This window comes from Burkholderia sp. MSMB1826, assembly GCF_001526325.1.
GTDB lineage: Bacteria > Pseudomonadota > Gammaproteobacteria > Burkholderiales > Burkholderiaceae > Burkholderia.
The window spans coordinates 597,122-618,012 of record NZ_LOYN01000015.1 but is presented as its reverse complement, the minus strand read 5'-3'; the positions used below and the strand labels follow the sequence as shown (position 1 = coordinate 618,012).

Annotated in this window: 17 protein-coding genes and 1 pseudogene; 8 read left to right on the top strand and 10 right to left on the bottom strand. The window is 68.4% G+C overall.

Translation table 11 applies throughout. The features are described 5' to 3' along the window. Positions 1 to 20: 20 nt before the first annotated feature. Positions 21 to 2,254: pseudogene (locus WS95_RS09625) on the bottom strand (penicillin-binding protein 1A). Positions 2,255 to 2,378: 124 nt separating this feature from the next. After that, positions 2,379 to 3,887, bottom strand: coding sequence for a MocR-like pyridoxine biosynthesis transcription factor PdxR (pdxR, locus tag WS95_RS09620; RefSeq protein ID WP_059823487.1), 1,509 nt, complete (start codon positions 3,885 to 3,887; stop codon positions 2,379 to 2,381). Positions 3,888 to 4,010: 123 nt separating this feature from the next. On the opposite strand from pdxR, the gene WS95_RS09615 reads away from it, so the two are divergent. Beyond that, entirely contained in the window at positions 4,011 to 4,649 is a 639-nt protein-coding gene (locus WS95_RS09615; RefSeq protein WP_059823486.1) for an FMN-binding negative transcriptional regulator, read from the top strand. 54 nt (positions 4,650 to 4,703) lie between these two features. Here the strand turns inward: WS95_RS09615 and WS95_RS09610 are convergent, their stop codons facing one another. Then, positions 4,704 to 5,285: a thioredoxin family protein gene (locus tag WS95_RS09610; protein ID WP_059823484.1), complete on the bottom strand. Its 582-nt coding sequence runs from the start codon at positions 5,283 to 5,285 to the stop codon at positions 4,704 to 4,706. Positions 5,286 to 5,523: 238 nt separating this feature from the next. On the opposite strand from WS95_RS09610, the gene WS95_RS09605 reads away from it, so the two are divergent. Next, positions 5,524 to 6,264, top strand: a complete 741-nt coding sequence (locus WS95_RS09605) for a response regulator (protein ID WP_034204138.1) — start codon at positions 5,524 to 5,526, stop codon at positions 6,262 to 6,264. Beyond that, positions 6,261 to 7,583 carry an ATP-binding protein gene (locus WS95_RS09600; RefSeq protein WP_059823482.1) on the top strand — a complete coding sequence of 441 codons (1,323 nt, stop codon included), beginning with the start codon at positions 6,261 to 6,263 and terminating at the stop codon, positions 7,581 to 7,583. The genes WS95_RS09605 and WS95_RS09600 overlap by 4 nt, the downstream gene beginning before the upstream one ends. 103 nt (positions 7,584 to 7,686) lie before the next feature. Here the strand turns inward: WS95_RS09600 and WS95_RS09595 are convergent, their stop codons facing one another. The 3 genes from WS95_RS09595 to WS95_RS09585 form a co-directional block, all read right to left on the bottom strand. Beyond that, positions 7,687 to 8,421: a metallophosphoesterase family protein gene (locus WS95_RS09595; protein WP_059823480.1), complete on the bottom strand. Its 735-nt coding sequence runs from the start codon at positions 8,419 to 8,421 to the stop codon at positions 7,687 to 7,689. A 130-nt stretch (positions 8,422 to 8,551) separates the two neighbouring features. Further along, on the bottom strand, positions 8,552 to 9,088 hold the full coding sequence (locus WS95_RS09590; RefSeq protein WP_034204141.1) for a GNAT family N-acetyltransferase: 537 nt from the start codon (positions 9,086 to 9,088) through the stop codon (positions 8,552 to 8,554). 12 nt (positions 9,089 to 9,100) lie between these two features. Next, a complete protein-coding gene (locus WS95_RS09585; RefSeq protein ID WP_059823479.1) occupies positions 9,101 to 9,733 on the bottom strand; it encodes a LysE family translocator in 633 nt (210 codons plus the stop codon). Between the two features lie 300 nt (positions 9,734 to 10,033). Here WS95_RS09585 and WS95_RS09580 point away from each other — a divergent pair, with 300 nt between their 5' ends. The 3 genes from WS95_RS09580 (at position 10,034) to WS95_RS09570 (ending at position 14,131) form a co-directional block, all read left to right on the top strand. Further along, a complete protein-coding gene (locus WS95_RS09580) occupies positions 10,034 to 11,227 on the top strand; it encodes a porin (RefSeq protein WP_059823477.1) in 1,194 nt (397 codons plus the stop codon). A 102-nt stretch (positions 11,228 to 11,329) separates the two neighbouring features. Next, positions 11,330 to 11,761, top strand: a complete 432-nt coding sequence (locus tag WS95_RS09575; RefSeq protein ID WP_034204144.1) for a GFA family protein — start codon at positions 11,330 to 11,332, stop codon at positions 11,759 to 11,761. A 444-nt stretch (positions 11,762 to 12,205) separates the two neighbouring features. Next, a complete protein-coding gene (locus WS95_RS09570) occupies positions 12,206 to 14,131 on the top strand; it encodes a hypothetical protein (RefSeq protein ID WP_059823475.1) in 1,926 nt (641 codons plus the stop codon). A 13-nt stretch (positions 14,132 to 14,144) separates the two neighbouring features. Here WS95_RS09570 and WS95_RS09565 read toward each other — a convergent pair whose 3' ends face one another. Continuing rightward, positions 14,145 to 16,313: a TonB-dependent siderophore receptor gene (locus WS95_RS09565; protein ID WP_059823474.1), complete on the bottom strand. Its 2,169-nt coding sequence runs from the start codon at positions 16,311 to 16,313 to the stop codon at positions 14,145 to 14,147. 400 nt (positions 16,314 to 16,713) lie between these two features. On the opposite strand from WS95_RS09565, the gene WS95_RS09560 reads away from it, so the two are divergent. Further along, positions 16,714 to 17,160, top strand: coding sequence for a hypothetical protein (locus WS95_RS09560; protein WP_059823472.1), 447 nt, complete (start codon positions 16,714 to 16,716; stop codon positions 17,158 to 17,160). A 175-nt stretch (positions 17,161 to 17,335) separates the two neighbouring features. Here the strand turns inward: WS95_RS09560 and WS95_RS09555 are convergent, their stop codons facing one another. Together WS95_RS09555 and WS95_RS09550 are read right to left on the bottom strand one after the other, a co-directional pair. Then, positions 17,336 to 18,301, bottom strand: coding sequence for a PDR/VanB family oxidoreductase (locus tag WS95_RS09555; protein WP_059823470.1), 966 nt, complete (start codon positions 18,299 to 18,301; stop codon positions 17,336 to 17,338). Beyond that, positions 18,298 to 19,377: an aromatic ring-hydroxylating dioxygenase subunit alpha gene (locus WS95_RS09550; RefSeq protein WP_059823468.1), complete on the bottom strand. Its 1,080-nt coding sequence runs from the start codon at positions 19,375 to 19,377 to the stop codon at positions 18,298 to 18,300. The genes WS95_RS09555 and WS95_RS09550 overlap by 4 nt, the downstream gene beginning before the upstream one ends. A gap of 202 nt (positions 19,378 to 19,579) precedes the next feature. On the opposite strand from WS95_RS09550, the gene WS95_RS09545 reads away from it, so the two are divergent. Next, positions 19,580 to 20,068, top strand: a complete 489-nt coding sequence (locus tag WS95_RS09545) for a MarR family winged helix-turn-helix transcriptional regulator (RefSeq protein WP_034204150.1) — start codon at positions 19,580 to 19,582, stop codon at positions 20,066 to 20,068. Positions 20,069 to 20,129: 61 nt separating this feature from the next. Here WS95_RS09545 and WS95_RS09540 read toward each other — a convergent pair whose 3' ends face one another. Continuing rightward, on the bottom strand, positions 20,130 to 20,852 hold the full coding sequence (locus WS95_RS09540) for a TetR/AcrR family transcriptional regulator (RefSeq protein WP_059823466.1): 723 nt from the start codon (positions 20,850 to 20,852) through the stop codon (positions 20,130 to 20,132). Positions 20,853 to 20,891 lie beyond the last annotated feature (39 nt).

Below are 20,891 nucleotides of genomic sequence, written 5' to 3'. Positions count from 1 at the left end.
CCCGGAGCGTCGCCGGCACGTCAGCGAAAGAATCTCAGCCAGTCGAACAAACCCGAATGCTGCGCGCGCCGCTTCGGCGCCGGTGCGCTGCGCGGCCGGAAGTCCGGCGAGAACTGCACGTGCGGATCGATCGCATGCGCGCGCAGCGCCGCATCGTAGAACGATCCGACGATCGGCAGCGCGCTGTGCGCGCCCGCGCCCCAGTAGTCGCTGCGCAGCGTCACGCTGCCGTCGTCGAAGCCGACCCACGCGCCGGCCACCAGTTGCGGATGCATCAGGATGAACCAGCCGTCCGTGTTGTCCTGCGTCGTGCCGGTCTTGCCCGCGACGTCGATCCGGATTCCGTAGCGCGAGCGGATGTCGGCGCCGGTGCCGTAATCGACGACGCCGCGCATCGCGTCGACGAGCGTCTGCGCCGCGGCCACCGGTAACGCACGCTCGGGCGGCGCGCTGCCGAACGCGGCGAGCACCTTGCCGTCGCGATCCTCGATGCGCGTGATCATCTGCGGTGCGACGTACACGCCGCGGTTCGCGATCGTGCCGTACGCGGACACCATTTCCTTCAGCGTGACGGGACTCGTGCCGAGCGCGAGCGACGGCACCGCATCGAGCGGGCTGTCGCGCACGCCCATCGCACGCGCGAGCTGCGCGACCTTCGCGGCGCCTTCGTGCTGCATGACCTGCGCGGTGATGCGGTTGCGCGACAGCGCCAGCCCGTCGCGCAGCGTCATCGGCTCGCCGGTCGGCGGCTCCGCATCGGTCGGACGCCACACCGAGTGCGCGTCGATCGGGATCGCGACGGGACGGTCGACGAACGTGTCACCCGGCCGCATCCCGTCCGCAAACGCGGCGCCATAGACGAACGGCTTGAAGGTCGAACCCGGCTGGCGCCGCGCCTGCGCGACGTGATCGAACGGCGCGCTGCCGAAATCGGGGCTGCCGACCCATGCGCGGATCGCGCCGTTGCGCGGATCGATCGCGACGAAGCCTGCCTGTACCTGCGTCTTGCGCTCGCACAGCGCGCGCATGAATGCGCGATTCGCGCCGAGCTGCTTCAGCGCAATCTCGTCGGCGAGCCCGGTGTCGCGTGCCTGCCGATACTCGGGCGTCTGGCGCATGAAGCCGCGGAACAGATCGTTGCGCAGCCCGCAGCCGGACGGCCCGCGCCACGCGCCGTCGGCGATCGCCTGCAGCCGTTCGGTCTGCTGCGTCAGCGCCTGCGTGGCCATGTCCTGCAGCCGCGCATCGAGCGTCGTGCGCACGACGAGGCCATCCGAGTAGAGATCGTGGTCGTTGCGGTCGGCCCACGCGATCAGCCACTTGCGCAGTTGCACCGCAAAATGCGGCGCGAGGCCCGGCTGCGCCGTCTGCGGCTCGAAGTCGACGCGCAGCGGCTGGCGCTGCAGTTGCGCGAGTTGCCGCGGCGACAGCATGCCCATCTGCGCCATCCGGCCGAGTACGATGTTGCGCCGCTGGACCGCGCGTTCCGGATTCAGCACCGGATTGTAGTAACTGTTGCCCTTCAACATCCCGACGAGCGTCGCGCTTTCCGCGATGTCGAGCTGGTCCGCCGACTTGCCGAAGTAGGTGCGCGCGGCCATTTCGACGCCGTATGCGTTGTACAGGAACGGCACGGTATTCAGGTAGGTTTCGAGAATCTCGTCCTTGCTGTACACCGATTCGATCTTGAACGCGGTGATCAGCTCCTTCATCTTGCGCGTGAGCGTCGGTGCGCGGCCGACTTCGTCGGGATACAGGTTGCGTGCGAGCTGCTGCGTGATCGTCGAGCCGCCCTGGCGGCTGCCCGAGAACGTATGCAGCCCGGCCGCGAGCGTGCGGCGCCAGTCGACGCCGTGATGCGTGTAGAAGCGGTGATCCTCGGTCGCGATCAGCGCGTCGACCATGTGCGGCGAGATCTGCTCGAGCGGCACCCATTCGCGGTTCACGGACCGGAATTCGGCGATCAGCTGGCCGTCGGCCGACAGCACGCGCGCGGGGCGGTCGATGCGCGCCTTGCGGATGTCGCCGATGCTCGGCGTGAACGGAACGAACGCGAGCAGGACCAGCAGGCCCAGCACGGGGAGCGCGGCGAGCGTCAGCGCCACGCCGCGCCGCGCCGGGTCGGATGGCGCAGGCGATGCAGCGCGCCGGCACACAGTGCGCGCACGCGCGTGCGGCACGCGGCGGCGAGCGGCGCGACACGGGCGCGGCAACGGAGCCACGCGTCTCGGAGAAACGGCACGAAGCGATTCAAGGCGGCAGGGGCGCGGAACGAAGACGCGCGATCCTAGCAAACGGAACCCGCGCGCCGGCCGCCGAAACGGCCGTTTGCTTGCAGGATTTACAGACGATTACGTTTGTTGCCCGCCGCCAACCTTTTATCGCGTTCGGGGCCGCGATTCCACCGACGAAACCACGTCCGCGAGCCGCTGCGCGGCCGCTTCCATCTGCGCGCGGCCGAATCCGCCGAAGCCGAGCACGAGCCCGGGGCGCGCCGTGCCCGGCGCGAACATCGGCGACACCGCCCGCACCGCGACACCGGCCCGGGCGGCGCGCGCGACCACGTCGAGATCGTCGATGCCCGCCGCGAGCCACAGCACGACGTGCATCCCCTGGTCGCCCGGCTGTACCCACGCACGCTCGCGCGGCAGCCGCGCGCCGAGCGTGTCGATCAGCAGCGCGCGCTGTTCCGCATAGACGCCGCGCACGCGGCGGATGTGGCGATCGAGATGACCTTCGGCGATGAACGCGGCGAGCACGTGCTGGTCGGCGGTCGGCGCGTGGCGGTCCATCAGCGCGCGCGCGCCGCAGAACGCGGGCACGAGATCGTCGGGTGCGATCACGTAGCCGAGCCGCAGCGACGGAAACAGGATCTTGCTGAAGGTGCCGAGATAGATCACGCGGTCGGGCGCGAGGCCCTGCAGCGACGGGAACGGATAGCCTTCGTAGCGCAATTCGCTGTCGTAGTCGTCTTCGACGACCCATGCGCGGTGCGTGCCCGCCCACGCGAGCAGCGCATTGCGCCGCGCCATGCTCAGCGGCATGCCGAGCGGGTACTGGTGCGACGGCGTGACGAACGCGGCGCGCGCATCGGGCGCGAGACGCACGCCGGCGTCGACGTCGAGGCCGTCGGCGTCGACCGGCACGCGCACCATCGCGTCGCGCCGCCCGGTGCTTTCGAGCAGTGCGGTGATGCCGCGATAGGCCGGATTCTCGACCCACGCACGATCGTTCTCGCCGAGCAGCACCTGACTCGCGAGATGCAGCCCCTGCTGCGTGCCGCTCGTGATCACGACCTGGCCGGCATCGCAGCGCACCGAGCGCGACCGGCGCACGTAGTCGGCGATCGCCTCGCGCAGCGGCAGCGCGCCTTGCGGATCGGCATAGCCGGACGGCGCGCCGGCGCCGCGGGCGCGCAGGCGATTGCCGAGCCGGCGCCAGATGTCGTCGGGCGCGGTGAGGCCGAGCGGCACCGAGATCGCGAACGGCATGGCCGGCAGCGGACTGAATTCGTGGGCGAGCCGCGCGAAGGTGGCGGCGGGCTCGGGCAGGCCGTCGCGCGCCGGGCGCCGACGCCGGGCAGGCGGCTCGGGCTCGGTGCCGGGCGCCGCCTCCGCGAGCGCGTTCGCGACCCGCGTGCCCGCGCCGCCGCGCGATTCGAGAAAGCCTTCGGCGACGAGCTGCGCATACGCGTCGACGACGGTGCCGCGCGCCACCTGCAGCGACGCGGCTAGCAGCCGCGTGGAAGGCAGCGCGTCGCCGGGCCGGACGTCGCCGCGGCGCACGGCGTCGCGCAGCGCCTGCGCGAGCTGGCGGCTCAGGTCGCCGGCTGCGCGGTCGAGCGCGCCGAGCGACGGGATTTCGACGATCCGGGCCGTTCTTGCCATGATTCTGGTCTGCTGAAATTGTTTCAAACCGGCTCTACAGGATAAACCAGTTTGCAGCCACAATCGAACCATGACGGGTCAGCACCCGCGCCATTTCCCACCCCGTACGACCGTGGAGCCGACATGTACATCCCTGCCGCTTACAACGAACCCAACCCCGACGCGCTGCGCGAGCTGATCGTGCAGCATCCGTTCGGCAGCCTGATCACGCACGGCAAGAACGGGCTCGACGCGATCCATATTCCGTTCGTGCTGATGCCCGACGACGGCGGGCTCGGCGAACTGCACGCACACGTCGCGCGTGCGAATCCGATCTGGCAGGACGTCGCGGACGGCGACGAGGTGCTCGCGATCTTCCGTGCCGGCGACGCATACATCTCGCCGGGCTGGTATCCGAGCAAGCAGGCGACGCACCGGGAGGTGCCGACGTGGAACTACCGGGTCGTGCATGCGCACGGCCGCATCACGGCGCGCGACGACGAGAAGTTCGTGCGCGGCGTGGTCGCACGGCTGACGCGGACGCACGAAGCGTCGCAGCCGGTGCCGTGGAAAATGGGCGACGCACCGCAGGACTTCATGGACGAGATGCTGCAATCGATCGTCGGGCTGCAGATCAGGATCACGCAGCTCATCGGCAAGCGCAAGCTCGGGCAGAACAAGCCCGTGGCCGATATTCGCGGCGCGGGCGAAGCGCTGGTCGCGAACGGCAATCTCGCGATCGGGGAGGCGATGCTGGCGGAGGCCGACGCGAAGCGTACTTGAGCGCATGAGGACTGCAGCGCGCGGGCGCATGTCGCGCTCGCGCGCCGCGTCGGGTCACTCCGTGCGCGTCGCGCTCTTCATGCCTTCTCCCGCCTGCGCCAACGCCCCCCGAATCGCGGCCTCCGTCTTGTCGTACCCGCCTTCGCCATAACGCGTATAGACGATCTTGCCGTTCGCATCGATCAGGTACAGCGCGGGCCAGTACTGGTTGCCGTACGCGCGCCACGTGTCGTAGCGGTTGTCCTGCGCGACCGGATACCGGACGTCGAAGCGCCTGATCGCATCGGCGACGTTCTTCGCGTCGCGCTCGAACGGATATTCCGGCGTATGCACGCCGACCACGACGAGCCCCTGGTCGCGATACTTCCGATACCAGTCGTTCACGTACGGGATCGTATGAATGCAGTTGATGCACGAATACGTCCAGAAATCGACGAGCACGACCTTGCCGCGCAACTGGTCGAGCGTCAGCGGCGGGCTGTTGTGCCAGCGGTCGATGCCGGTGAAACCGGGCGCCGTCGCGCCGGCCGGCGACGCCTGCACGCCCGCGTCGTCGCGGGTGCCGGCGAAGGCGGCGAGCCCTGCCGTGGCGGCGAGGGCGATGACGAGGGCGGCGGTCTTGAGTCGGGGCAGCATGGCGTTCTCCTGATCTTTGGGGGCAGCGGCGCGATGGCGGCGGCCGGGACGGGTTTCGACAGGCCCCATTAGGCGGCGCCGACGTATCTGCGATGTGTCCGGCCGGCCGCGCGTGTGCAATGTTGTGTGTCGTCGCGGCGGCGCGATACATTGGGATACAAACGCGTGGCCGCCGTGCGGTATAAAAGCGGACATCGCCCGCCCGAACGAACCCCGACACCGATACCGACAACGACTCATGGACAAGATCGACCACGTGCTGATCGTCGACGACGATCGCGCGATCCGCGAACTGATCGCGGACTACCTGGAGAAGAACGGCATGCGCGTGTCGCTGGCCGCGAACGGCCGCGAGATGCGCAACGTGCTGGACGACGGCGCGCCCGACCTGATCGTGCTCGACCTGATGCTGCCTGGCGAGGACGGCCTGACGCTGTGCCGCGACCTGCGCGCCGGCAAGTTCCGCACGGTGCCGGTGCTGATGCTGACCGCACGCGGCGAGGAAACCGACCGCATCATCGGCCTCGAGATGGGCGCCGACGATTACCTGGCCAAGCCGTTCGCGGTGCGCGAGCTGCTCGCGCGGATCCGCTCGGTGCTGCGCCGCGCGCGCATGCTGCCGCCCGGCATGCAGGTGACGGAAACGGCCGCGCTGCTGGCGTTCGGCGAATGGCAGCTCGACACGACCGGGCGCCACCTGCTCGACGCCGACGGCACGCTGGTCGCGCTGAGCGGCGCCGAATACCGGCTGCTGCGCGTGTTCCTCGACAATCCGCAGCGCGTGCTGACGCGCGACCAGTTGCTCAACCTCACGCAAGGGCGCCAGTCCGATCCGTTCGACCGCTCGATCGACCTGCTCGTGAGCCGGCTGCGCCAGCGCCTGCGCGACGGCGCGCGCGAACCGCGCTACATCAAGACGCTGCGCAACGAGGGCTACGTGTTCTCGTCGGCCGTGACCGCCGTCGGCGGTACGCCGTGAGCGCGCGCATGTCGTGGCGCTGGCCGCGCTCGCTGTTCGCGCGGCTCGCGCTGATCCTGTGCGTGGGCCTCGCGCTCGCGCAGACGCTGTCGTTCTGGCTCACCGTGACCGAGCGGGACCAGGCGACCACGAACCTGATGATGGGCTACATCGAGCGCGAGGTCGCCAGCTCGGTCGCGCTGCTCGACCATCTGCCGCCGGCCGAGCGGGCCGCGTGGTTGCCGCGTCTCGCGCGGCGCAGCTATGCGTTCATCCTCGGGCCCGGCCAGACCGGCACGCCGCCGGAGGCGCGGCTGTCGGCGCGCGTCGAGCGCTCGATTTCGGACGGCATCGGCGGCGACTACCCGCTGACCGCGAATTCGATCCCCGGCGACCGCGAACATCTGCAGGTCCATTTGCGGCTGACCGACGGGTCGCCGCTGACGATCGACATCCATCCGATGTCGACGGTGCCGCTGTCGGGCTGGCTGCCGGCCGTGCTCGTGGTGCAGCTCGCGGTGCTGGCCGCGTGCTGCTGGCTCGCGGTGCGGCTCGCGACGCGGCCGCTCAAGCAGCTCGCGCAGGCCGCCGACGCGCTCGGCCCCGATCTGAAAGGCGAGCGGCTGAGCGAAGAAGGGCCGTCGGAAGTCGCGCGCGCCGCGCGGGCCTTCAACGCGATGCAGGACCGCATCGCGCAGTACATGGCCGAGCGCATGCAGATCCTCGCGTCGATCTCGCACGATCTGCAGACGCCGATCACGCGGATGCGGCTGCGCGTCGACGTGATGGACGACGACACGCAGGGCGCCAAGCTGCGCCAGGACCTGCTGGAGATGGAGCATCTGGTGAAGGAGGGCGTCGCGTACGCGCGAACGCTGCACGGTACCGAGGAAGCCGCGCGCCGCATCGATCTCGACGCGCTGCTCGACAGCATCGTGTACGACTACACGGATGCGGGGCAGGACGTCGCGCTGCACAGCCGCGCGCCGCTCGCGCTCGTCACGCGGCCGAAGGCGCTGCGCCGCATCGTCGGCAACCTGGTCGACAACGCGCTGAAATTCGCGGGCGCGGCCGAGATCGACGTGCAGGCGGCGCCGGACGGCGGCGCGGTGATCGCGGTGCTCGACCGCGGGCCCGGCATTCCGGACGATCAGCTCGACGCGGTGTTCGAGCCGTTCCGGCGCGTGGAGACGTCGCGCAATCGCGATACGGGCGGCACGGGGCTCGGCCTCGCGATCGCGCGGCAACTCGCGCTTGCGATGGGCGGCACGCTCACGCTGAACAACCGGCCCGACGGCGGTGGGCTCGAAGCGAGGCTGACGCTGAGGAACGCGGGATGACGCGATGCGGCGCACGAGCGTCGCGGTTTCTGTCGCGAGCCGATGCGTGTGACGCGTGCGATATGTGCGATGCGTGCGACGTCGTACGCGTTGCGGATGCGCGTCAGCAGCGGCCGGTGCGCAGCGCGACGGTCCAGTCGTCGCGGCCGCGCGAAGCCGCGACGGCGGCGGCCGTGTGCCAGTCGTATTCGACCGCATGGAATTCGACGGTCCAGCCGGCCGCCGTGCGCGACACCATCGCGTAGCGCGCATGGGGCGAGCCGGTCTCGATCCGGTGCGGATGCGGCAGGTCGTCCGCGTACGCCTGCAGCCCGACGCTGCCCGGATTGACGATCAGCCGGCCGTCGTCGAGCTTCGCGGTACGCGGCACGTGCGTGTGGCCGCACAGGATCAGCGAGGCCGCCGCGTCGCCCGCGCGTTCCGCGATCTCGTCGCGCGTGGCCGCGCGGCAGCCGTCGGGCGTGACCGTTTCGAGGAAATAGACGAGATCGCTGGCCGGCGTGCCGTGCACCATCAGCACGTCGCCGTCGAGCATCACGCGTTCGGGCAGCGCGGCGATCCAGTCGAACTGGTCGGCGCGCAGCGTATCGTGCGCCCAGCGATCGGACAGCCGCATCGCGTCGCGATCGTAGGTGAGCAATTGGTGTTCGTGATTGCCCTTGACGGTCGGCAGGTCGAGCGCGATCAGGCGGTCGGCCGTCTCGGCCGGATGGAGCGCGCCCGACACGATGTCGCCGAGATTGACGATCACGTCGGCGCCGCGGCGGCGGACGTCGTCGAGCACCGCGTCGAGCGCGGCGAGATTGCCGTGGATGTCGGACAGCGCGGCGATTTTCATGGCGGGGCGTCGATGGGGGGAGCGGCGATTGTCGCGCAATTCGGCGCGGGCCGTCCAATCGCGTCACGGCGTCACGGCGTCACGGCGTCACGGCGTCACGGCGTCGGCGCGCGAGGCCGCGGGCGGCGCGTCAGTCGGTCGCGAGCCGTGCGTACATCGCGAAATCGCCCGGCGTGCCGCGCACCATCTTGTAGGCGCGCAGCAGCCCTTCGTAGCGGTAGCCGCACTTCTGCAGCACGCGCGCGGAGCCGGCGTTGCCGGTCAGCACGACGGCCTGCATGCGGATGAAGCCGCCGTGCGCGAACGCCCACGCGGTGACGGCTTCGCATACCGCGCTCGCGATGCCGCGCCCCCAGTGCGTCGGCGCGAGGTCGTACGCGATCTCCGCCGAGCGGTTCGCGGTGGACACCGTATGCAGCCCGATCGTCCCGGCGAGCGCGCCCGATGCCGTGTCGACGATCGCGAGACGCCGGACCGAATCCGGATTGGCCGATTCGATGTCGTCGAACAGCGGCAGCAGATCGTCGGGCGAGCGCAGGTTCCAGCTCGTGTGGCGGACGACGTCGGGATTCGACAGATACGCGTACCACGCGTCGAGGTCCGCGCGTTCGAGTTGCCGGAGCGACAGGCCGGGGAATCCGCTGCGGGGCGGGGCGGCGATTTTCATCGAACCGGGCGCCTACGCGGCATGGCGTCGGTACAGCGCCAGCGACCCGGCGAGCGCGAGCAGCATCGCGCCGCACGTGCGTTCGAGCCACAGCGCGCCCGAGCGCTTCAGCAGTCGCACCGCGCGTGCGCCGAGCAGCGCGTAGCCGAACATCACGACGCCGTCGAGCAGCGCGAACGTGACCGCGAGCGCGACGTATTGCGGCGCGAGCGGCGCCTGCGGATCGAGGAACTGCGGCAGGAACGCGGAGAAGAACAGATAGCCCTTCGGGTTCGTCACCGCGGTCAGGAAGCTTTTCGCGAAGATCGACGCGTGGTGTCCGGCGGCCGTGCCGCCTTGCGCGACCGCCACGTCGAGCGATCCCTTCGACATCAGCAGCCGGATGCCGACATAGGCGAGGTAGGCGGCGCCGAGCCATTTCACGACCGAGAACCAGAACGCCGACGCCATCAGCAGCGCGCCGAGGCCGAGCGCGACCGCGACGATCAGCACGCAGTCCGACAGCATCGCGCCCGCGAAACCGTAGGCCGCGCGGCGCACGCCGTAGCGCGAGCCGTTGGTCAGCGCGAGCAGCACGGTCGGGCCGGGTGTCGCGATGCCGACGAACGCGACGGCGGCGAAGATCAGCAGGGTCGTTTCATGCATGAAGAAGCTCCCGATGGAAGGCGCGCAGCCGATTATCGTGCGCGTCGCCCCGTGCTGTACAGGCGCGACGACCGCGCATCCGGCCGTGCATTCGACTATCTCAATTTTGGCAAGAAACTGTTGTCATTATTCCGCTGTGGAACGGAACCGGTTCCAACTACCATACCGGCCGCAGCGGGCATGCCCGCCGCTTCGTCGCGCGCGAACGTCGCCGGCCTCGCACCGCCGGCGGATGTCGGCGCCCGCGCGCTACTCGCCACAGCCAGAACAACGGGTTCACCGCCCGGAGACATGAAAACCATGAACAAGCAACTGATCGCAGCCCCGCTGCTGCTCTCGCTCGCGGGTATCGCTGCCGCGCAAAGCTCCGTCACGCTGTACGGCATCGTCGACGCGGGCGTGACCTATCGCAGCAACGAACGCGTCGGCTCCGCGGGCGCGTACGCCGGGCATTCGAGCGTCGGGCTCACGACCGGCAACCTGTCCGGCAGCCGCTGGGGCATCAAGGGTTCGGAGGATCTCGGCGGCGGGATGCGCGCGCTGTTCGTCCTCGAGAACGGCTTCGACATCACCAACGGCACGTCGGGCCAGGGCGGCCGCCAGTTCGGCCGGCAGGCGTTCGTCGGCGTCGGCAGCGACCGCTACGGCACGATCACGCTCGGCCGCCAGTACACGTCGCTCGACGATTTCGTGAGCCCGGTCGGCCCGTCGTCGTTCATCGGCGGCTTCGGCGCGCACCCGGGCGACATCGACGATCTCGACCAGACCGCGCGCGTCGACAGCGCGATCAAGTACACGAGCGCGAACTACTCGGGCTTCACGTTCGGCGCGCTGTACGGCTTCGGCGGCCAGCCGGGCAGCATGAAGCAGCGCAACACGTGGAGCGTCGGCGCCGCGTACGCGGCCGGCCCGCTGCGCGTGGGCGTCGGCTACGAGCGCTCGGACAACAGCAAGACGGGCGCGACCGATCCGACGGCGGGCAAGTGGCAGAGCACCGACGACGGCCTGTTCAATTCGTCGATCAACGAAGGCTACGCGAGCGCGCAGTCGCAGCAGGTGATCGCGACGGGGGCGACGTACGACTTCGGCCCGGCCGTCGTCGGCGTGAACTACAGCAACGTGCAGTACCGCAGCGGCGCGCAGTCGCTGTTCAGCGGCCACGCGACCTTCAACGTCGCGGGCGTGTTCACGCGCTGGAACGTGCAGCCGCAGACGCAGCTGTTCGCCGGCTACAGCTACACGCGCGGCAGCGACGTCGACGGCATCGACAACCGCGCGCAGTATCACAACGTCACGCTCGGCGCCGTCTACGACCTGTCGAAGCGCACCAGCGTGTACCTGCTCGGCGCGTATCAGCATGCGTCCGGCACGACGCTCGACGCGCTCGGCCGGCCGGTGGCCGCGACCGCGTCGGTGTCGGACAAGGCGAACGGCCACTCGTCCGATTCGCGGTCGCAGGCAATCGTGAGCCTGGGGCTGCGCCAGAAGTTCTGACGCAGCGATCGTTGCGCATGCAACGGAGCCCGCTGCCGCTACGCGGCGGGCCCCGTCGTGTGCAGGCGCCTATACTGTCGCCTCCGTTTTCGAGGAGACGACATGACCCGAACGTTTTCCGCGCGCTGCCTGTGCGGCGCCGTGACCGTCACGCTGTGCGGCGAGCCGGCGGCGCGTGCGAATTGCCATTGCGCGACCTGCCGCGATTTCTATGGCACGCCGATGCTGTCCGCAACCGCATGGCCGCCGGAGCAGGTGACGATCGACGGCGGCCATGCGACGTTCCCGCATCCGTCGAAGTCGATGTCGCGCGCGTGGTGCGCGTCGTGCGGCGAGATCGTGTTCGGGACGAACCGGCTCGGCATGCGCGTCGTGCCGAACAGCCTGAGTGCGCGTGCGCATGGCGGGCAATTGCCCGGCGACCTGCAGCCGACGATGCACCTGTTCTACCGGCAACGCGTGATCGACGTCGTCGATGCCCTGCCGAAATACGTCGACGGCTGGGACGGCCCGACGTTCGACCCGACGAACTGAACGATCGGCGCCGCGTGCCGGTACGGCCGGCGCGCTTTTTTCCGCCGCATTTTCCTTTCCCATCCGCTTTCCCTGCCGTGCGCGAACTCGCAAAAAGCGGATCGCGCCGGATCAATATTTTTTTTCTTTCATTTAAATTTCGATTTGTAATAATCGGAACGACTTCCGGCGAATGAAAAGGAATGCGGTCATGTCAGAAAGAATGACGTGCCTGCATTCGGAGACCCGGAAGAAAATGCCGGGGAATGCGCTGAAACCGCGCGGCTGGCAGGCCGTCGCGGCGAGGGTTCGCAGATTTTGCGATCGTTGACGAAAAAGCGCCGGACGGCAAAAGGCGCGGAGTGAATAATTCGGGGTAACGGCGAATGCGCATTGCCGGAATCACCAATATTTCATGCGCCGCGATTTACAGTGTCGACCATTGTTCGTCTGGGAGCATTATTCATGTCAATGAAACGAATCCGCGCGGTATTGCTGGGAATGTGCATGGCGATGCTGGCGTCGGCAAGCCATGCGCAGGCGCAATACACGACCGACTGGCTCGCGAACACGTACGGCACGCTGGCGTCGCACGTCGGCAACGGCGCGCGCTCGATGTGGGTCGCGCCCGAAGGCGTGATCTACACGGCGTCGCGCTGGGACGAGAACGCGGGCGGCGTCGCGATCTACCAGAACGGCCAGCCGCTCGGCACGATCGGCATCCACGACGAATTCCAGGGCGGCGCGATCACCGGCAACTCGACGTCGCTGTTCGTCGCGCTCGGCTACAACCGCACGTTCGGCAGCGGCTCGGTGGGCCGCTACAACCGGAGCACGAACCAGCGCGACCTGCGCATTCCGGTCAGCACGTGGACGGGCATCCAGTATGCGGACGTGATCACGGGCCTCGCGACGGGCGGCAACCTGCTGTACGTGAGCGACTTCTACGGTAACCGCGTGCGCGTCTATACGACCGACGGCGTGTGGCAGCGCGACATCGGCGTCACGGGCCCTGGCGCGCTGGCGCTCGATGCGGCCGGCAACCTGTGGGTCGCGCGCAAGAGCGCGGGCGTCGTCGCGCAATTCAGCGCGACCGGCGCGGCGATGAACACGCTGCAGATGGCGGCCGGCGCGCGGCCGGCGTCGCTGTACTTCGATGCGTCGATGGGCCGTTTGATGGTGGGCGACGAAGGGCCCGACATGAACATCAAGGTGTATGGCGGGCTGCCCGGGATGCCCGTGCAGATCGGCACGTTCGGCGTGCAGGGCGGCTATCTCGACACGACGACGGGCATCAAGGGGCAGGTCGGCGACAAGCGCTTCACGCGCGTCGCGGCGCTCGGCAAGGATGCCGCCGGCAACCTGTACGTGTTGAACAATGCATGGGGCGGCGGCTGGGATCTCGGCCGCAACGGCAGCACCGATCTGCATGCGTACAGCCCGATCGGCACGCTGCAATGGAAACTGCAGGCGCTGAACTTCGAGGGCATCGCCGCGCCCGACCCCGCGACCGACGGCACGTTGTTCTTCAGCGGCAACAACGTCTATACGGGCACCGCGGGCGGCACGTTCGTCGCGAACACGGTCGATCCGTTCACCTATCCGAAGGACCCGCGCCTCGACATGAACGACTATCAGCGCGGCCAGCACTTCGGCCAGCTCGTGACGGTCGGCGGCAACCGGATCCTCGTCGCGTCGGGCCAGAACCCGGGCAACTTCAACTTCTACTACTTCAACCCCGCGAGCGGCTATATCGCGATTCCGGCCGGCTCGCTGCCCGGCAAGCCGTTCAACACGACGTTGCAGGTGACGGCCGGTTTCGACATCGACGGCAACGGCGACGTGTGGGCCGGCCTGAACGGCTCCAACGTGATCACGCGCTACCCGATGACGGGCTTCGACGCGACCGGCAAGCCGTCATGGGGCAAGCCGGTGACGACGGCCGTGCCGAGCAGCGTGGCGCCCGTGACGCGCATCATCTACCAGGCCGACAGCGACACGATGATCCTCGCGCAGGGCCTTGCGGGCAACTGGGACTGGACCGCGATGAACGGGCACATCGAGGTCTATCGCGGCTGGAAGAACGGCAACACGAGCACGCCGAACCCGGTGATCGACCTGACGAGCGCGAACCCCAAATCGATCGCGGCGGCCGGCCACTACCTGTTCGTCGGCTATGTGCACACGGTGCCGAACATCGACGTATTCGACCTGAACACCGGCGCGCTCGTCACGACGCTGACGAACTCGAACGCGGCGGCGATGGACGTCGGCAACGACGTCGATTCGATGTACGGCGTGCGCGCGTATCTGCGCTCGACCGGCGAATACGTGATCACGAAGGACAACTACAACGGCTCGAGCATCGTCGTGTATCGCTGGCGCCCGTGAGCGCGCCGCGGCGTCAGAACGATACCGTCGTGGTCAGCGTGACGAGCCGCGGCTCGCCGACCGCGACGATCAGGTTGCTGTTGCTCGACGGATAGTAGGTCTTGTCGAGCAGGTTCTTCACGTTGAGCTGGAAGCGGGTCGGGAATTTGCCGATCGTCGTTTCGTACGCCGCGAACGCGTCGACGCTCACGTAGCCGGGCAGCGTGAAGCTGTTCGCGGTGTCGCCCGAGCGCGCGCCGACGAGCCGCGCCCCGCCGCCGAAGCGCCAGCGTCCGGGCAGGTTCGCGATGGCCGTGTCGTAGACCGCGAACAGGCTGCCCGTGTGGCGCGCGACGTTGACGAGCGGCGTATTGCTGTCGCGATCGTTCGCGTTCGTATACGCATAGCTGCCGATCACGCTCAGGTGGCGCGTGATTTGCCCGGCGACGTCGAGTTCGATTCCGCGCGAGCGCGCGGTGCCGATCGTCGACGTGATGTCGCCGACCGTGACCGCGACGTTGCGCTTGTCGATCTGGTACACGGCGAGCGTGCCCGTGATCGCGGGCTTCAGGCTGAACTTCAGCCCGGCCTCGAGCACGCGGCCGTATTCCGGCGCAAGCGGCGCCGCGACGTTCGACGCGACGTTCGGCTTGAACGAGCGGCTCACGTTCGCGTACGCGGTCAGCGCCGGCGTGAGCGCATACGCGAGCCCGAACTGCGGCAGCCAGACGCTGCCGCGCGAGCGGTCGGCGAACACGAACGGCCGGCCCATCCCCGATTCCTGCTGCCAGTTTTCCCAGCGCAGCCCGCCTACCGCAGTGAGGCGCTCGGTGATTTTCACCGAATCCTGCACGATCGTCGAATACGCATGCACGACCGAGCGCGAATCGCTTTGCTTCGTATTGGGTATGCCGCCGGGCGCGAGCAGGCCGTACACGGGATCGTAGAGATTGAAGCCCGTCGTCGCCTTGCCGCGAATCGTGTCGCCGCGGAAGCTGCGCTGCCGTTCGTATTCGCCGCCGACATAGATCGCGTGGTGCATCCCCGCGAGCGTCACGTTGCCGAGCAGGCCGAGCGTCGCGATCTGGTCGGAATCGTTGCGTCCGAGGTTCGCATCGGACGAGCGCGTCAGCGCGCCGGTCCTGCTGTTGAACGCGGTGGCGCGCGTGATGAACTGGTCGTAACGGTCGCGGCCCCAGCCGTAGGTCGCGCGCACGCGCCATGCATCGGAGAAGCGGTGCTCGATGCGCGTACGCAGCGTTTCCTGGATGCCGCTGCTTTGCGACCACGCCTCCTCGTAGCGGCGATAGCGCAGCGCATCGTCGAGCTGGCCGTTCACGAGCACGGTGCCGCGGTCGAACGGCGTCGTGTAGTCGACGTACTGGTAACTGACGTCGATCGACGTGTTCGCGTCGTGCCACGACAGCGCGGGCGCGATCAACGCATGGCGTTCGCGGCCGAAGCTGCGCCAGTAGCGGCTCGTGTCGTATTCGCCGGTCAGCCGGAATGCGAGCGTGCCGCCCGCGACTTGCCCCGGCTTGCCGAGCGGCCCCGTGAGATCGAACTGCGCGTTGCTGCCGCCGTGGTTCGTGCGCGACGCGGAGATCGAGCCGCCGAACGTGTCTTCCGGCTTGCGCGTGACGAGGTTGATCACGCCGCCCGGATCCTGCATCCCGTACAGCAGCGAGGCGGGGCCCTTCAGGACTTCGACGCGATCGATCGTCGCGAGATAGCTGTGCAGCACCGGCGTGCGCACGCCGTCGACCAGCACCGAGCCGTCGTTGTTCGATCCGAAGCCGCGCTTGATGAACGCGTCGCGCGTGCCGCCGAGCGTGTTCGTCTGCGTGACGCCGCTGATGTTGCCGAGCACGTCGTCGAGCGAGCGCGCCTGCTGATCCTGCATCACGCTGCTGCTGACCACCGCGACCGACTGCGGGATCTCCGTGAGCGCACGGTCGCCGCCGCCCGCGATGCTCGTCGTGCGTGGCTGATAGCCGATCGTCGGATCGACGGCCGACGATGCGTTGACGCTGATCGTCGGGAGTTCGTGTTCGGCCGGCGCCGCAGCGGCGGTTGCGGGCGCAACGGGTTCGGCGCCCGCGGCCTGCACGCCGCTCGCGGCGCACAGGGTGAGCAGGACCGGCAGGCGTGTGCGCCACGGACGCAGGGTCCGGGCACGGCGAGGCATTCGGCGGAATGGCATGAATCGATGCAGGAAGAGGCGTGCTGAGGATCGTGTTGCGGGCCGCGGCGTTGCAGTGCGGCCAGGACGCGCATGATACACGTAATGAGAATCATTTGCAATTGTAATGAAGCGATCGGGCAGCGCTCGCCGCTCGATTGCCGGCCTGCCGGCAGTCTGCTACCGTAGCGGCCAAAATCAGACGCAGTGAAATTCAACGAGAGAGCCGGGGGCCGCACCATGTCATCTTCCTGTCGCGTCGCGTTCAGCGCGACGCCATGCACCGCGCACGACCATGCGGGCGATGAAGCGATCGCAGCCGTGTACCGCCATTCGAACGATTAAAGCAACGGAAACGAATTCGACCGGCGTCGCGCCGGGCTTCGATCACTTCAACCACCACGCTGGACGGGAGACCACCATGAAGAAGATTTCCGCGCCGTTCATGACGGCCGCGCTTGCGGCCTGCGCGCTGCTGCCGTGCGTTCACGAGGCCGCCCGTGCGGCGTCGAGCGCCGAACCTGCGCTCGACGTGCACTACGGCGCCGTAATCGAGGCCTATACGCAGGACATGGCTGTTGCGAAGACGAAGTACGACGGCAAGCGCCTCACGTTCGTCGGCGCCGTGATCCGGATGGGCAGCGATCCGGATGGCACGTATTTCGGTGCGCTGACGGCCGACGGCGAGCAGTTCGACACGCATTTCGACGTGGCCGACCAAGGCGCGCTGAAGCCGAAATTTCCCGGCGGCGAGATCAAGCCGTTCGTCACGTCCGCGGCGTTCCGGTTCAGCTGTGTGAACGAAGGCTATATCGACGCGCCGGTGCTGCCGGGGTTGAAGCTGTCGCATTGCCGGCTCGCCGATTGAGCCGAGCGATGGGGGCGCACCGAGCGCGATGGTCGAGCGGGGCCGGGTTGCAGCGCCATTGATCGGTCGGGAATTCAGGTGTCTTGATCGATGGCCGGCCAAGATGCGCCGTTGATCGTTCCAGTATTGCGATGGGCCGCCGCGAGTCGGGCGGTCCATCTACCGATCTACAGGTCTACAGATCGAGTACCAGCAGCTCGGTTCGCGACCGCGAGCAGCACGGCATGAACTGGTCGCCGGCCGCCTTTTCGTCGTCGGTCAGATACGCATCGCGATGATCGGGCTCGCCTTCGAGCACGCGAGTCAAGCACGTGCCGCACACGCCTTGCTCGCACGACGTCAGCACGTCGACGCCGTGCGCCGCCAGCGCCGCGATCACCGTGCATCCGGCCGGCACGTCGATCACCTTACCGCTGCTCGCGATCCGCACCTGGAATGCGCGATCCGCGCCGGACGATGCCACCGCGCCGCCGAAGAACTCGTAGTGCAACCGCGCGTCGCCCCAGCCGCGCTCGCGTGCCGCGTTCAGCACCGCATCCATGAAGCCGCGCGGGCCGCATACGTACAGGTGCGTGCCGTCGGGCGCGCCGGCGAGCACGGCAGCCAGATCGAAGCGTTGCGCGGGATCGCCGTCGTCGACGTGCAAGCGCGCGCGATCGCGAAATCCGGCCGCATTGATCCGCTCGACGAAGGCCATCCGATCGGCCGAACGCGCGCAGTAATGCATGTCGAACGGCATGCCCGACGAGAACAGCCGTTCCGCCATGCTGAGAATCGGCGTGACGCCGATCCCGCCGGCGAGCAACAGATGGTGCGGCGCGTCGCACGCGAGCGGAAATTGATTGCGCGGCAGGCCGATCCGCACGATATCGCCTTGCCGGACTTCGTCGTGAATCGCACGCGACCCGCCGCGGCCGTCGGCCTCGCGCAGCACCGCGATTTGATAGCGATCGCGTTGCTCCGGGTGGTTGCACAGCGAGTACTGACGCACGAGCCCGCCCGGAAGATGCACGTCGATATGCGCGCCGGCGTCGAAGCGCGGCAATGGCGAGCCGTCGTCGCTGACCAGTTCGAAGCCGCAGATGTCGCGCGCTTCCTGCCACTTGCGGGCCACGCGCACCGTCAATGTCGCGCCGCTCATGACGCCTCCTTGACGTGCGCGACCGGCATCACGGGCCGCTGCGGGCTCGCCGCGTTTTCGGCGGCGAGCAGCCGGTCGATCACCTTGCGCGACAGCACACCGCCGGCGTCGATGTTGAGCTTGAGGAGCGTGCGCTCGGGCCACTGCTCGAGATTGCGCTGCTGTCGCTCGAGCATCTCGAGATCCTCCGCGAAAATCTTGCCCTGGCCTTCGCGGATCTCGGCGGTCAGCGCGTGATCGTCGGGCCGGAAGTTGCGCGCCATCCCCCAGAAGTACCAGATCGACGTATCCGTCTCGGGCGTGATGAAGTCGACCACGATCGACGACGCCTTCCTGTCCGCCGGCGCGTCGTAGCCGCCGTGGCCCGCATGCGCGACGCCCACTTCGATCATCACGTGGCTCGGCGGCGTGAAGCGGCAGATCTGCCAGCGGTCGACCGGCACGTCGTCGGCGAGTCCGTTGCCGCGCAGCGCCATCCGCCAGAACGGCGGCGGCATCACGTTTTCCATGAAGCGGCTCGTGACGACTTCGTCGCCGTGGCTGGTCGTCTTCGGCGGCGCTTCGTCGATTTCCTTCTGGCCGATGCTCGTCGCATGCACGTAGGTCTCGTGCGTGAGATCCATCAGGTTGTCGATCATCAGCCGGTAGTCGCAGCGAATGTGATAGAGGCCGCCGCCGTGCGCCCAGGCCGGATCCTCGGCCCACGCCAGCGCGGGCAGTTTGGCGGGATCGGCTGCGGACGCGTCTCCCGGCCACACCCACACGAAGCCGTACCGCTCGATCGCCGGGAAGCTGCGAATCGGCGGGAAGCCGCCGACACGCTGGCCCGGCATGCCGGTCGTCCGGCCGTTGCAGCCCATTTCCAGCCCGTGATAACCGCACACGAGCACGCCGTCGCGCACGAACCCCAGCGACAGCGGCGCGCCGCGGTGCGGGCAGAAGTCCTCGAGCGCGGCGACCTGGCCGTCCGCCGCGCGGTAAAACACCATCGATTCGTTGCAGATCTTGCGGCCCAGCGGCTTGCCGTCGATCTCGTCAGGCGTGCACGCCACGTACCACGCGTTCTTGAGAAACATGATCTTTGTCTCCTTCGGGGCGGTGCCGCCGGGGATGCGGCCCGATCTTCATTCCGTGTACTGAATGAGATTCAGTGTACTTATTGAGATTGGCGAGAGCAAGGCGGGCGGTATACTGGTTTTCCCGGGAACGTGGCGCAACGCGGCGCCATGCCGACGGCGCGCGCAACCGGCGTGCGCCGCCTACGTCATCGACTCATTCATGGAAAAAACGAATCCCGCCGACCTGCCGGCTTTCCCGATCGACCTGTACGACGAACCCGGGCACCTGATCCGGCGCGCGCACCAGATCGCGGTCGCGATGTTCTACGAGAAGCTGGGCCGGGACGTGACGCCCGTGCAGTACGCGGTGCTGCGGATGCTCTACGAGAATCCGGGGCTCGACCAGGTGACGCTCGCGCAGCGCGTGGCGCTCGACACGTCGACCACCGCCGATCTCGCGGTCCGGCTCGAAGCGAAAGGATTGATCGTCCGCGAAGTGCTGCCGCGGCGTCAGCGGCGCCTGCTGTTGACGCCGGCGGGCGTCGAGTTGCTCACGCATCTGATTCCGTCGGTGCAGGAACTGCGCGCCGGCCTGTTCGACGGGATGGGCGACGACGATTCGCGGGAACTGATGCGCCTGTTGCGCAAGTTCGTCCATTTGAACAACGAGCAGAGTCGCGCGCCGCTGCGGGTGAGCGAGGATTCGTAGTGGCGCCGAGCCGTCGGCAGCGAAAGCGGTGGCGGGGCAGCCGCCGCGCTGCCCGACGGCGTCACGCGCGTGACGCTTCCCCTTCCAGTCGCCGCACGGCTTCGGACACTTCGTTCCGGAAGCGCACGAGCGCCGCCTGTTCCGGCGCCGGCGGCTGTACGGCGGCCCACAGCATGTCGATCAATTGCGTGGCCGTCGTTTCCGTATCGAGCTTGCGGTGCCCGAGGATCGCGTCCCACAGCACGTGCTCGATCGGCCCGAACACCATCGAGCGGAGCAGGCTCAGCGGCAGGTCCGCGCGAACCTGCCCGGCCGCCTGGCCGCGCGCGAGCACGTCCATCAGCGGCGCCGTGTAGCGGCGCTGCAGCGCGGTGAGCTCGTCGCTCAGCGCATGCTGCTTCGCGCGGCCTTCCGACAGCACCAGCGCGCACAATCCCGTGCCGTTCACGAGCATCAGCCGCAGGTGCGTGCGCACGATGAACGCGAACTGTTGCTGCACCGACGCGTCGCGCGGCATCCCGTGTTCGAACGCGGCGATGATTTCGTCGTACCAGTCGGCGATCACGCGCGCGCACAGCTCGCGCTTGCCGCGGAAATAGCTGAACACCGTCGCCTCCGACACGCCCACGCGCTGCGCGATCTCGGCGGCCGTCGCATGCTCGTAACCTTTTTCGGCAAACACTTCCCGGCCGGCGCGCAGAATGTCCTGCACGCGCTGCTGGGATTTGCGCCCGGCGGGTGCGCGCGGCGTGTCGGCGCGGTCGGCTTTGGCGGTGGCGGTCATGGTGTCGGGGGGGGGGCGGCTGTCATGCTCGCATGATAG